The 12910-nt window shown below is 58.1% G+C and carries 14 protein-coding genes; 8 read left to right on the top strand and 6 right to left on the bottom strand.

Annotated elements, in window-relative coordinates:
- Positions 1-2 precede the first annotated feature (2 nt).
- Genes rsmG through RCJ00_RS11420 form a run of 3 tightly spaced genes read left to right on the top strand, consistent with a single transcriptional unit; the run spans position 3 to position 2359 of the window.
- Positions 3-629, top strand: coding sequence for a 16S rRNA (guanine(527)-N(7))-methyltransferase RsmG (gene rsmG, locus RCJ00_RS11410; protein WP_316222785.1), 627 nt, complete (start codon positions 3-5; stop codon positions 627-629).
- 22 nt (positions 630-651) lie between these two features.
- Complete coding sequence (locus tag RCJ00_RS11415; protein ID WP_031237922.1) at positions 652-1443, top strand: ParA family protein; 792 nt, start codon at positions 652-654, stop codon at positions 1441-1443.
- 19 nt (positions 1444-1462) lie between these two features.
- Positions 1463-2359, top strand: a complete 897-nt coding sequence (locus RCJ00_RS11420; protein WP_316222046.1) for a ParB/RepB/Spo0J family partition protein — start codon at positions 1463-1465, stop codon at positions 2357-2359.
- Between the two features lie 87 nt (positions 2360-2446).
- Here the strand turns inward: RCJ00_RS11420 and holA are convergent, their stop codons facing one another.
- The 4 genes from holA to RCJ00_RS11440 form a co-directional block, all read right to left on the bottom strand.
- Entirely contained in the window at positions 2447-3499 is a 1053-nt protein-coding gene (holA, locus tag RCJ00_RS11425; RefSeq protein ID WP_316222787.1) for a DNA polymerase III subunit delta, read from the bottom strand.
- A gap of 6 nt (positions 3500-3505) precedes the next feature.
- Positions 3506-4006: a hypothetical protein gene (locus tag RCJ00_RS11430; RefSeq protein ID WP_316222047.1), complete on the bottom strand. Its 501-nt coding sequence runs from the start codon at positions 4004-4006 to the stop codon at positions 3506-3508.
- 4 nt (positions 4007-4010) lie between these two features.
- A complete protein-coding gene (leuS, locus tag RCJ00_RS11435; protein WP_316222048.1) occupies positions 4011-6578 on the bottom strand; it encodes a leucine--tRNA ligase in 2568 nt (855 codons plus the stop codon).
- 126 nt (positions 6579-6704) lie between these two features.
- Positions 6705-7232: a DUF3576 domain-containing protein gene (locus tag RCJ00_RS11440; RefSeq protein ID WP_316222049.1), complete on the bottom strand. Its 528-nt coding sequence runs from the start codon at positions 7230-7232 to the stop codon at positions 6705-6707.
- A gap of 489 nt (positions 7233-7721) precedes the next feature.
- On the opposite strand from RCJ00_RS11440, the gene RCJ00_RS11445 reads away from it, so the two are divergent.
- On the top strand, positions 7722-8180 hold the full coding sequence (locus tag RCJ00_RS11445) for an NtrZ family periplasmic regulatory protein (RefSeq protein ID WP_316222050.1): 459 nt from the start codon (positions 7722-7724) through the stop codon (positions 8178-8180).
- Between the two features lie 2 nt (positions 8181-8182).
- On the opposite strand, the gene RCJ00_RS11450 is transcribed toward RCJ00_RS11445, so the two are convergent.
- A complete protein-coding gene (locus RCJ00_RS11450; RefSeq protein WP_316222051.1) occupies positions 8183-8815 on the bottom strand; it encodes a thiamine phosphate synthase in 633 nt (210 codons plus the stop codon).
- Here RCJ00_RS11450 and RCJ00_RS11455 point away from each other — a divergent pair.
- The gene (locus RCJ00_RS11455; RefSeq protein ID WP_411267540.1) at positions 8809-9480 is read left to right on the top strand and encodes a YggS family pyridoxal phosphate-dependent enzyme; all 672 of its coding nucleotides are present in this window, start codon (positions 8809-8811) and stop codon (positions 9478-9480) included. The two genes, RCJ00_RS11450 and RCJ00_RS11455, sit on opposite strands and share 7 nt — an antisense overlap.
- A gap of 21 nt (positions 9481-9501) precedes the next feature.
- Here RCJ00_RS11455 and RCJ00_RS11460 read toward each other — a convergent pair whose 3' ends face one another.
- A complete protein-coding gene (locus RCJ00_RS11460) occupies positions 9502-10014 on the bottom strand; it encodes a L,D-transpeptidase family protein (protein WP_316222052.1) in 513 nt (170 codons plus the stop codon).
- Positions 10015-10064: 50 nt separating this feature from the next.
- Here RCJ00_RS11460 and RCJ00_RS11465 point away from each other — a divergent pair, with 50 nt between their 5' ends.
- From RCJ00_RS11465 to RCJ00_RS11475, 3 genes are all read left to right on the top strand, one after another.
- A complete protein-coding gene (locus tag RCJ00_RS11465; protein WP_023456094.1) occupies positions 10065-10751 on the top strand; it encodes a response regulator transcription factor in 687 nt (228 codons plus the stop codon).
- A gap of 160 nt (positions 10752-10911) precedes the next feature.
- The gene (locus RCJ00_RS11470) at positions 10912-12306 is read left to right on the top strand and encodes an L-serine ammonia-lyase (RefSeq protein ID WP_316222053.1); all 1395 of its coding nucleotides are present in this window, start codon (positions 10912-10914) and stop codon (positions 12304-12306) included.
- Positions 12307-12370: 64 nt separating this feature from the next.
- Complete coding sequence (locus tag RCJ00_RS11475; protein WP_316222054.1) at positions 12371-12892, top strand: lipocalin family protein; 522 nt, start codon at positions 12371-12373, stop codon at positions 12890-12892.
- Positions 12893-12910 lie beyond the last annotated feature (18 nt).

The following is a 12910-nucleotide window of genomic DNA, read 5'->3' on the forward strand; positions in this document are numbered from 1 at the left end:
ATATGACGCCGGATGAAATGGCGGCGAAGCTGCTGTTTCACGTGAAACACGAAGCCTTAAGCGACCTGACGCGTTTCTATGCTGTTTTGGCCGCCCAGAATGAGGTCATGAACCTTGTCGGGCCGGCAACCTTGCCCGACTATTGGTCGCGGCACGTTCTCGACAGTGCGCAATTGTTGGATCGTGCCCCGAACGCCCGAACATGGGCTGATCTCGGCGCAGGCGCTGGTTTTCCCGGCCTTGTCCTGGCCATTCTGCTGAAGCACGCAGACGGCCCGCCGGCGAAGGTCTATCTGGTCGAATCCTTGGCCAAGCGATGCCGCTTTTTACAAACGGTCGTCGATGACCTGACCTTACCGGCGATCGTTATCAATGATCGTGCGGAGAATGTGAGGGTGACGGTTGACGTCGTGACGGCACGCGCGGTGGCGCCGATGACGAAGCTTTTGGGCTTTGCCGAACCCTATATGAAAGCCAGTGCGGAAGCGTGGTTTTTAAAGGGGGAAAACGTGGAAAGTGAACTGAAGGAAGCTGGAAAAACCTGGCGCTTTGACGTAGAACAGACTGAGTCCATCAGTGATCCGCGCGGCCGCGTGGTCCATATCCGGAGGCTGCGTCGTGCCCGATAAATTCCTCGAAACCGAACGCAAAGTGCGGGTATTGGCCATCGCCAACCAAAAAGGCGGCGTTGGGAAAACGACGACAGCCATCAATCTCGGAACCGCCTTGGCGGCAATCGGCGAACGCGTTTTGCTTATCGACCTGGACCCCCAAGGGAATGCGTCGACCGGTCTGGGCGTGCCGAAGAAGCAACGCGCCAGCTCGCTTTATGACGTCATCGTCGATCAGCGCCCGATTGGTGATACGGCTGTAAGTACGGCCGTGCCTGGGCTTTGGCTGCTACCGTCAGACCCAGATCTGTCGGGGGTTGAAATCGAACTGGGCCAGGCCGAACGTCGATCCTACCGCCTGCGTGACGCGCTGGATGGGCTGGATCAAAAAAATCCGCCCTATGACTATATTCTTATCGATTGCCCGCCGTCGCTCAATCTGCTGACCGTGAATTCCATGAGTGCCGCTGATGCGGTACTGGTGCCGCTGCAATGTGAATTCTTTGCCTTGGAAGGTCTGAGCCAGTTGATGCGCACCATCGATCTGGTGCGCGGTAGTCTGAACCCGAAGCTCAGTCTGCAAGGCATCGTCCTCACCATGTTCGACCGTCGCAATGCGCTGTCCGGTCATGTGGAACGCGATGTCCGGTCGCACTTTGGCGCGCTGGTATATGACACGGTCATACCGCGCAATGTGCGGGTGTCGGAAGCGCCCTCTTTCGGCAAGCCAGCCTTAATCTACGATATGAAATGTTCCGGCAGCCAGGCCTATATCCGGCTGGCAAAGGAGCTCGTCTCGCGCGAACGCTCGCGCCGCGCCCAGGCCGCCTGACGCGTAAGAAAGAAACTATATGTCTGAAAAAAATAGAGGTTTAGGCCGCGGTTTGTCCGCATTGCTGGGCGATCAGAATACCAATAGTCCGCGGACAGAAGCGACGGCGGTTGCGGAACGCAGCATTGAGCAGGTGCGCGGTCTGGAGCAGCCGATTGAGCTGCTTGTTCGCAATCCCGATCAGCCGCGGCGTCTGTTTAACGACGCCGAGATAGATGAGCTGTCAGCGTCTATCCGGGAAAAAGGTATTTTGCAGCCGATTCTTGTTCGGCCTGCACCCGGTCAGGCCGGGCACTACCAGATTGTTGCCGGTGAACGCCGCTGGCGCGCGGCCCAAAAAGCTGGACTTCATACCGTTCCCGTCATTATTCGCGAGATGGACGACCTGGATGTGCTGGAAATCGGCATTATCGAGAACGTGCAGCGGGCCGACCTGAACGCAATAGAAGAGGCGCGCGCCTACAAGGTTTTGCAGGATCGTTTCGGCCGAACTCAGGACGCATTGGCGCAGGTTGTGGGTAAATCGCGCTCTCACATCGCCAATGTTCTGCGTCTGCTGGCTTTACCGGAAGAGGTACAGGACCATGTCATGCACGGCCGGTTGTCTTCTGGCCATGCCCGCGCTCTCATTACCTCCGCCAACGCGACGGGCTTGGCGGAAGAGGTCATCGCTAAAGGGTTGTCCGTCCGCCAGACGGAGCAACTGGTACGGGACGAACTGGCCGGGCCAAAGCCGGCTGCCGCGCCCCGGCCCAAGGCTGCACCGAATGCTGACACCTTGTCGCTTGAGCAGGACTTGCAAGAGGCATTGGGCCTGACCGTAAAATTGGACGACCGGGGCGGGCGGGGTGAGCTGCGTCTTAGCTATGCAACGCTGGAACAGCTTGACGAGATTTGCCGTAAGCTTATGAAATAATTGAATTATTTATATAATATCGCTCTGTGGTGAATCTGGCGATCTCTGTCGGGCATTTGCCCGTCAGATTCGCCACAGAGCGCTGTCTTAAACGCCCATGCGAGCCGCTCGGCCGGCGATTTGCAGATAGAGCCGCTCGGCGATAAGCAGGTCCGGCATACCTGTGGACTTACATTGCTTGTCGGCATCGATCAGATCACGCGCCAGCCCATCCAGTACATCGAAGCTCCAGGCCCTGGCCTGGCGTAGCATGTCATCTTCGTCCTTCCAGAAGACACCGGCATTGCGTGCGGCTTCCTTTGTGCCGAGACCTTTTTCTAAATGGCTCTTGAGCAGCTTCAGTTTATTGTACTGGAGGCTTAGAGCACGCATGGCGTCGGCGCCCCCTTCGCCTTCAGCAAAAGCACGACGCAGGCCGGCTTGCGCCTGTTTCATCCGGCCACCGAACGCATCCGATGCGGCCTTGAATAGAGAAGCCTCCGGCTCGACCCCGAGAAATTCCTGCAATTCGCTTTCGTTCAGCGTCTTGTGCGATCCCGGTCCGATAAACAGGATCAGGCGTTCGATCTCCTGGCGCGCAATGCCGCGTTCCTTGGGCAGACGTTGCGCAAAAATATCCATGGCCCCGGTGCTGAGCGATACACCTTCGGCGGCCAAGGCTTCGCGGGCCATGCGCACGATGTCGCCCGTTTCGTCCTCATAGCAGGCAATGGAGGCTAGGTTTTTGTCGCTGTCGGCGAGACGACGGAGGGCTGAATCGCCCCCAAGCCCGCCCGCCTCGATGATAATAAAGGCATCCTTGTTGAACTCGCCCGCCGCGTGGGCTTTCAGGCTGGCGGCTACGGCTTTGTCCAGGACGGCTTTTTCGGAAAAGAACTTGAGGCGGATCAGACGCCTGCCGCCCATAAGGGACAGGGACTGCAACTCTCCTTCCAGGCGCGCAGGATCAGCTTCGATGTCACTATCGGTCAGAATCGAAACATTGAATGGATCGGTGATATCGGGAACGATACGCTTTGCGAGGACAGTACAGCGTTCGATGACCTGGCTTCGGTCCTTGCCATAGATGAGAACCCCGACCGTATGGGCCGGGGGCTTGGCGAAAAAGGCGTCGATCTCGGCGCGTTTGGCCAGCTTCACCACGAACTATTTCTTTTCGTGGAAATAAACCGCCAGCTCGGTTTGAATCTTACGCGAAATGGCCGATGCGACGCGTTCCTGGGCGTCCTGCTGGGCGATAACCCCGGTCAGGGGCGACGGTGATGTGTCGTAGGACACGGTCTCGACGAAGCTGTTCTGGTACATTACCGCGTGGGTGGTAGCATCCGTCAATACGTAGGTAATTGAGCTGGTCAATTCGGAACGTGTCGAGGTGTCATCGACACGAAAGCCAACGCCGTAGCGCTTTTCGGTCATCTTAACCGTCAGCTTGTATCGCTTTTGGCTTTTGTCATCGCTGCCAAAGCCATTGCGCAGATTCTGCTCCAGGAAATAACCGGTGCGGGTTTGCGGCATCTCAATGCCGATCTGTGCCATATTGGCCGTTAAGCCTTGCTGCGCGTACAGGGGCACGAAGCCACAGCCGGCGAGGGCGACCGGCATAAGGGCAATAACCCCGGCGAACATCAGTCTGGCGACGCGGCGCATTCAGCTATCCTACAACGAAGTTGAGAATTCGGTTCGGCACGATAATGATCTTGCGTATCGATACGCCGTCAAGATGCCGTTTTACCCCTTCGTCCGCAAGCGCCATCTCGCGAATCTGGTCTTCGGACGCACCGATCGGTATGGAAATTTCGCCGCGCTTCTTGCCGTTGACCTGGACGGGCATGACATAAACGTCGTCCTGCGCCATGGCCGGATCGAATTTTGGCCAGGCGGCGGCGGCGATCAGGCCATCATGACCCAGACGCGTCCAGCATTCTTCCGCCAGGTGGGGCGTGACCGGCGCGATCAGCCCGGCCAGCAAGGTCAATGCCGCGCGGCGCGCTTTGGAACCGGTTTTGGCGATATCGGCGTTGCGGACGATCGTGACGAATTCATACAGCTTGGCGATGGCCGCGTTGAAACGGAAGCTTTCAAAGCCTTCGGTAACGAACTTCACCGTCTTGTGCGCGGCCTTCAGGAGATCGGCAGCCGCTGATTCGTCCGTACACGGAACATCTTCGTCGGGCAAGCTGTCGAATTGATCCCATACGCGATGGGTGAAGCGCCAGGACCCTTCGACACCGGAGGTCGACCATTGCACATCTCGTTCGGGCGGGGAGTCAGAAAGCACAAAAAGTCTTGCAGAATCAACCCCATAGGTATTGAATATGTCCTCTGGCGCGACGGTGTTCTTCTTGGACTTCGACATCTTTTCGATATCGCCGATGGTCAGGACTTCGCCTGTCGATACCTGAGTGGCTATACGGACGCCGCCTTCATTGCTGACCTCGACGTCGCCGGGTTCAACCCACGCGCCGGCCGTGGTCTTATAGGTTTCGTGCGTCAGCATGCCTTGGGTAAACAGGCCGGCAAACGGCTCCTTGACTTCCAGATAGCCGCAATGGTTCAGAGCCCGCGTAATGAAGCGGGCGTAGAGCAGGTGCAGAACGGCGTGCTCAATGCCACCGATATACTGATCGACCGGCAACCAGTAATCGGCGGCCGCCTTATTGATCGGCTGCTCTGCTTTTGGATCGGTGAAACGGGCGAAATACCAGGAGGAATCAACGAAGGTGTCGAGCGTATCGGTTTCGCGACGCGCATCCTTGCCGCAATGCGGACATTTGACATGCTTCCAGGTCGGGTGACGTTCCAACGGGTTGCCCGGAACGTCGAAGGTTACGTCTTCGGGCAGGGTGACCGGCAATTGATCGTCCGGAACCGGCACCACGCCGCAGTCTTCGCAATGAATGACCGGAATAGGACAGCCCCAATAGCGCTGGCGCGATACGCCCCAATCCCGCAGTCGGAATACGGTCGCGCCTTCGCCCAGCCCCATGGTCTCGATCCTGGCAATGGCGGCATCTTTTGCGGCTTCGATGTCGAGACCGTCGAGGAACTCCGACTGAAAGATATGGCCGGGGCCTGTATAGGCCTCGTCGCCGACCCGGAACTCCTCGGGATTAGCGCCGGTTGGCAATACGACTTCGGTTACCGATAGGCCGTATTTGCGAGCGAAATCCAGGTCGCGTTGATCGTGCGCCGGACAGCCGAAGATGGCGCCCGTGCCGTAATCCATCAGGACGAAGTTGGCGACCCAGATGTCGAGGGTCGCCCCGTCCTTGAACGGATGCTTGACCTTGATACCGGTATTGAAGCCGAGCTTCTCGCCGGTGTCTATGTCGGCCTGGGACACGCCGCCCTTGTTGAGCGTCTTGATGAAGGCGGCCAGATCCGGATTACCGGCGGCGGCTTCCTGGGCCAGGGGGTGATCGGCGGCAATGGCGATGAAGCTGGCGCCGAACAGGGTGTCCGGCCGGGTGGTGTAAACTTCGACGCCGGCTTTTCCGCCCATCTCACCGTCCGCGAACGGCCAGGTCATTTTCAGGCCGCGCGACTTGCCGATCCAATTGGATTGCATCAGGCGGACTTTGTCCGGCCAGCGATCCAGCGTGGTCAGGCCCTCAATCAGATCGTCGGCGAAGCGCGTGATGCGCATGAACCACTGGGTCAGCTTCTTCTTTTCGACCACGGCGCCCGAACGCCAGCCCCGGCCTTCGATGACCTGCTCGTTGGCCAGCACCGTCATGTCCACGGGGTCCCAGTTGACCTGGCTTTCGCGGCGGTAGACCAGATCGTTTTTCAACAGGGTGTTAAACCACTTCTGCTGCTGGCCGTAATAGGCCGGATCGCAAGTTGCGAACTCACGCGTCCAGTCGATCGACAGGCCCAGTCGCTTCAGCTCGGCGCGCATGGCGGCGATATTATCGTAGGTCCAGCCCTTTGGATGAATTTTGCGTTCCATAGCTGCGTTTTCGGCCGGCATGCCGAACGCATCCCAACCCATGGGGTGCAGAACGTTGAACCCGCGCGCCCGCTTGAAACGTGCCACCAGGTCGCCCATGGCGTAGTTGCGCACATGGCCCATGTGGATGCGGCCGGACGGATAGGGGAACATTTCCAGCACATAGTACTTAGGCTTGTCGGCGTCCTGCTGCGTCAGGAAGACATCGGCATCGGCCCAACGTTGCAACTGACGGGGTTCGGTCTCTTTGGGATTGTAACGGGCCATAAATCTTGTGCGAATGAATGGAAAACAGGTGGGCTGCTTATAGGGCGCGTTGCCTTGCAAACCAATACAAAAAAGCCGCAGCGGCCCAAACCGCGGCGGCTTTCTTATGTGCTCGGGCGGTCAGGTTTAGTTCTTGACGTTCGATAGGCGAAGTTCGCGCGCGCGCGTCAGGATCGCGTTTTCGATATCGAGCTGAGTTTGTTGCGACACATCGGCGGGTACCCAGCGGTCGCCCTGGCGGACTTCCTTCTGAACGTTGACGTTCAAAGCGTCGGCGCGCAGACGCGCATCGAGGATGAAGATGGTTGTTTTGAAACGTTCGTCCGGGCTTTGCGGATTGGCATACCAGTCCGTGATGATCACGCCGCCCCACGGATCGGCCGAAGTCAGAGGCATGAAGGAGATGGTGTCGAGCGATGCGCGCCACAAATAGGCGTTGACGCCAATACCAGCGGTCTCTTGAACGTTCGACGATTTCTTTCCGTTGCCGCCGCCGAACAGTTTGCCGAAATCGATCTTGTCCTCGCCTTCCGGCGTGGTTGTGTTCGCGGAGGCCGTGGCGGGCGACTTTTTACCCAAGCTGGCGCAGGCGCTGAAAGACAGGCAAACACCAAGGGCAGCCAGGACCAGGGCTGATTTCCGCATAGTCGTCATCGAATGATCACTCCGCATCTGTGGACCCGTGCGCGTGCTTCAAAAAGCGCCGGAAATCCTTAAATTATTGGCCCCAATGCCCATATATGTCAGGCGCCCGAACGTCTCTATAGCATGGAGGCCCGGGGGTATGACAAGGGGTGCCTTCACAAGTTTGTTAACTCAACAGCAAATAAGGGCGGATGTGGGGCACGTCGCGAAAGCTTATGCTTTCTTTATGTCACGCCTGACGTATCGGCAATTTTGTTGCCGTTAGCCGTTAACCATCCGTGGCGGATTCAACACATCCTTCAGGCGAATGACCTTGGGGTGCTGTTTTTATGGGCATCTCAATTGACGGACAAGACCGCAGAGCTTAATTCCAAATTGACGCATCGATGTCATATTAGATGTGCATATCTGTTTGATCCTTCGTGATCTTTGCGTAGTAGCCGCCTGAACGGGTGGATACGAGCGGGAAATGGGGGATTGGACGACGTAAAGCCGGTGATGATGAGACCTGTTCTGACCTTTCTTGTGCCTGTCCTGGCTCTGGCGATTGCCGGAAGCAGCACAGTCGCGTCGGCTCAGACCAAGGTTGTCCGCCCGCAGTCGTCTGCCTCGAATGGCGATGTCTTCGGCCTTACGCCGCTGAGCCTGCCGGCCGGCGAAAGCTATATCAGCAATGATACCACCGGCTTCTCCAAGCCGCAGTCCAAGGTCTATCAGTTCAATCTCCAGGGCAAGTGGGGCGTCAAGTTCGATATCAACCAGCCTGAGACCACGCCGTCCGGTGCGAACGATATTGATGCGGGTGCCTATTACAAGTTGTCGCCGTCCGTCCGCGTCGGCGGATCGCTGGGTTTCGGTGAAAAGTCCGATCCCTTGAAGCCGGAAGCCGCCCGTCGTGTCGTAGAGAACGCCAAGTCGCAGCCGCGCGTTCGTCTGGAAACGACCTTTAAATTCTGAATCTATAAATGAAAGGCGTCGATCGCGCCGATGCCTGACAGGCCACTGTCATGCAAGGATGCGATATTGTCGTATGTGATCCCGCCCAACCCGTAGACCGGCCGGCCTGTCAAAGCGGTCCAGTCACGCACACCCTTTGCCCCCAAAGGGGTGACATTGGCGGCGGACGGACTATGACTGGCGAATATGGGCGAAATAAAAACGGCATCGAGTGCGCTATCACCGTCCAGGCGGCGCAGGCTGTCCATGTCATGACAGGCCACCGTCAATTTCAGGTGCGGGTGCTTGACCCGCAGATCGCAGGCGCGGCCTTGGCTGGCCTGACGCAGGTGCACGCCGTGGGCCTCAACCTCATGCGCCATCGCATCGTCTTCGCCGATCAGCAAGGTCAGGCCATTATCTTCTGCGATCTTGCGCAGCAGGCGCGCGCGCTGAAGCGCGTGGGCTTCACCAAAATGGCGGTAGATAACGCCGCAGCCGGCCGGTAGGTGAATGGCTATATCTTCAGGGTGCGGGGTCCGCTTCGGATCGGTAAAGAAGAACAGAGGCGGCAATTGGGGGTTCAATGCGCCGCTTGCCTGCGCTATATCGCGGGCCTTATCGAGCAGATATTGAAAGCGGGTCTTGTATGTCATCTCTGGACGCCCATTCCGGGAACACCTATTTTAGGCTGATCGACCGAATGCACAAGGCCCTGAGCGATGCGGGTCGGTTGCCCGACAGCGTCGGTCTTACCGCCGTTTCGAAAAATCAACCATGGGCGGCCATCACGCCTGTCCTGGCCGCCGGGCATCGTCGCTTCGGTGAAAACCGCGTTCAGGAAGCAATGGAGCGTTGGGGGAAGCAACGCGCAAACTATCCAGGCCTTGAGTTGCGCCTGATCGGACCGTTGCAGTCGAACAAGGCCGCCGACGCCGTGGCGTTTTTCGACGTGATCGAAACCATAGACCGCGAAAAGATCGCCCGCGCGATTGCCGATGAAATACAAAGGCAGGGCAAGGCCCTTTCGACCTACGTTCAGGTCAATATCGGTGAAGAAGAGCAAAAATCCGGTGTCTGGCCAAAAGATGCCGACGCCTTTCTTAAAACCGTGGTCGGATATGGACTGGCTGTTGACGGGCTAATGTGTATTCCGCCGGTGGATGGACCGCGGGGTCCGTACTTTGCCCTTCTGAAACGGATTGCCGAGCGTAACGGCATAACCCACCTCAGCATGGGCATGAGCGATGATTTCGAAACAGCCATCGCCTTTGGGTCCAACGAAATCCGCGTGGGGTCGGCGCTGTTCGGCGCGCGCTGATCGCAGCGTCAGATCATGGTCTCAAGTCAGGGTTATTTCGATACCGTCGCCGGGCTGCGCCGCCGCCAGAAATGTGCGCATGTCGTCCAGCGCGATCGCCACGCAGCCTTCGGTGCCGCTATAATCTTCCCGCGCCAGATGGAGGAAGATGGCCGATCCCAGGCACGCGACGGGCGGGTCATCATTGTACCCAAGGACGACGATCACGTCATAGACATGGTCATCTCTCCACAATTTCTCGTGACTGAACTCTACGGGCAGCTTCACATGTTGGTTATAGACAGGTGATGACGGATCGTCGCACCAACCGTCATCTGGCGACAAAGTGACACAGTTTAGAGCGGTTTGGGGCCTATCCAGACGGTCAGGACGGTAGAAAACATAACGGATTGGCCAGATTCCCACCGGAGAAGCGCCATCACCTTCCCTTTTCTCGCTTGCCGGGCGCAGGCCCCCTTTTCCCAAGGCGCAACGCACCCTATGTTCATTCAGGCGCAGCGTGCCGTCGGCACGGGCAGTAAAATTCTTGACCATTGTGGCCTTTTTGCTGCTTAGTCATAACGATAAACACAAGATACAGGATCATGGTGCAACAAAAAACCCTCCTTATAGTCGATGACGATGACGAACTGCGCGAAGCTTTGGCCGAGCAGCTTGAACTTCATGAAGAGTTTAAGGTCATTCAGGCATCGAACGGTACCGAAGGTCTGAAACTCGGAAAAAGCGTCAATGCCGACCTGATTCTGCTTGATGTCGATCTTCCGGACATGGACGGCCGTGAGGCCTGCCGCCTGCTGCGCAAGGGCGGGCTGACCACGCCGGTAATCATGTTGACGGGCCAGACATCGGATTCCGACACCATTCTCGGTCTCGATGCCGGTGCAAACGATTACGTCACCAAGCCGTTTCGGTTTGCCGTGCTCCTGGCGCGGATACGGGCTCAGGTGCGCTCGCACGAGACCAGCGAAGATGCGACCTTCCGCATCGGGCCTTATGAATTCAAGCCGGCGCTTAAGGTGCTGGTCGATCAGACGCAGAAGAAGACGCGCCTGACGGAAAAGGAAACCAACATCCTGAAATACCTCTATCGCGCCGGCGGTAAGCCAATCACCCGCGAAGAGCTGCTTACGGAGGTATGGGGCTATAATGCGGGTGTCACAACACACACGCTGGAAACCCATGTCTATCGTTTGCGTCAGAAGATCGAGCCGGACCCCGCCAATGCGCGCCTGTTGATGACGGACGCCGGCGGTTACCGCCTCCAGTTCTGATCGGAAAGCCGGGGTTTCGCCCCGGCTTTTTCATGTCGGCGCACAAGATAGTTTTTGTGGAAACTATCTGTTCTTTTCTTCAGAATGGGTTCAAAACAAGCGCCGTTTCCGATGCGCCGAAGCGAGGGCGCGTTTCACCTTTCGCATAGGATGCCAGGCCATGTTGTCCACTCTCGACATCTTCAAGATTGGGATCGGTCCATCCAGTTCGCATACGGTGGGACCGATGCGTATCACCAAGCGTGCTTTGCAGGAGGCGAAGAACAGGGGGGTACTGGGCCGCGCCGCCCGTGTCATGGTCGAGCTACAGGGCTCCCTGGCCCTAACCGGCATAGGGCATGGTTCGGACAAGGCGGCGATATTGGGCCTTGTTGGCGCCGAGCCCGACACCCTGGACCCCGATTGGGCGGAAGCCACATTCGAGGCGTTGAAAACGGCCAGCGACATAGCACTTTTTGACGGTCCGACCGTTGGCTTCAATTACCGCCGCGACGTCGACTTTCGTGGCGATATCATGCCGCGCCTGCACCCAAATGGCCTGTGCGTGCGACTATATGATGCTGCGGGCTCGGAACTCTTTTCAGCGACCTTTTATTCCACCGGCGGCGGTTTCATAGCTTCCGCGGAACAATTGTCGCGACCAGCCGAAAACGACCGTATCGGCGTGGCGGGCAAGGGGGCTCTACCGTTTTCATCCGCCGCCGAACTGCTCGCCATCTGTGCCCGTGACGGGCTGAACATATACGACGTCGTCCTGGCCAATGAAGACGCGCGGCGTCCCCGCGCCGAAACCGATGCCGGCCTGCTGCGTATCTGGCAGGTCATGAGCGGCGCCATCGACCGGGGCCTGAGGTCCGAAGGCATTCTGCCGGGCGGATTGAGCGTAAAGCGTCGTGCGTCGCGGCTGTACGACACCCTGATCAGCGAAAGTCACAATCAAGAATCGGAACGCCTGTTCGACTGGCTCAACGTTTTCGCCATGGCGGTCAATGAAGAAAATGCCGCTGGCGGGCGCGTTGTCACGGCGCCGACCAATGGCGCGGCGGGCGTGATACCGGCCCTGATCCGCTATTATTGCGCCTTCGACGGCTGGCAGCCGGGTGATGCGGTATCGGAAGGCAAGATTGGGCGTTTCCTCCTCACTGCGGCCGGGATTGGCATGATCTATAAGCAACGCGCCTCTCTCTCCGGCGCCGAAATGGGCTGCCAAGGCGAGGTTGGCGTGGCTTGTTCCATGGGTGCGGCTGGCCTGTGCGCCGTCTGGGGCGGCAGCGCATCGCAGATCGAGCACGCAGCGGAAATTGGCATGGAGCACAATCTCGGCTTGACCTGCGATCCGGTCGGCGGCCTGGTCCAGATTCCCTGCATCGAACGCAATGCTATAGGCGCCGTGAAGGCAGCCAATGCGGCCCGCCTGTCCTTACGCGACAGCGGCGAACATAAGGTCACTCTGGATCAGGTCATCGAAACCATGCGCCAGACGGGCCTCGACATGTCGTCAAAGTACAAGGAAACATCCCAGGGCGGTCTGGCCGTCAATGTCGTGGAATGCTGACCGGCTAATCTGAAACAATCCTCCCGGCGTATAGCTTACGGGCCGGGTTAAAAAAGGATTGGTTATGTTGCGATATCTGACGATCGGTGCGGCACTTCTTTTGTCGTCTTGCGCCTCCATGCCCGCCCCGGACACAGCACCCAAAACCGTCGCCATACCGATGAGCCATTACAGTGGCACCTGGCTCGAAATCGCGCGCCGGCCCATGTGGCTGACAAATGGCTGCGTTGCCGGTTACACGACCTATGGCACAGGCCAGACGCCGGGCGAGGTGACGGTGGAAGACGGGTGTCACACGGATACGCCGACGGGCAAACTCAAGACCATAAAGGGAAAAGGCACGCTGACCGATGCCGGTGGCGACAATGCGCGCCTGCGGGTGCAGTATCCGTTTTTTATCACCTGGAACTATTGGGTTCTGTACGAAGCGCCTGACCATAGCTGGTTTATCAGCGCGGACCCGGCCATGAAGAACCTGTGGGTATATGCTCGCGCGGTGCCATCACCGCAAGATCGTGCGGTCATGGTCGCCAAAGCAAAGGCCTTGGGCTACGATGTCACCAAACTGGAATTCCCGGCCTTCTGAATATCAGATACGGCGTGC

Source organism: Asticcacaulis aquihabitans (assembly GCF_032490435.1).
In the GTDB taxonomy this organism is placed as follows: domain Bacteria; phylum Pseudomonadota; class Alphaproteobacteria; order Caulobacterales; family Caulobacteraceae; genus Asticcacaulis.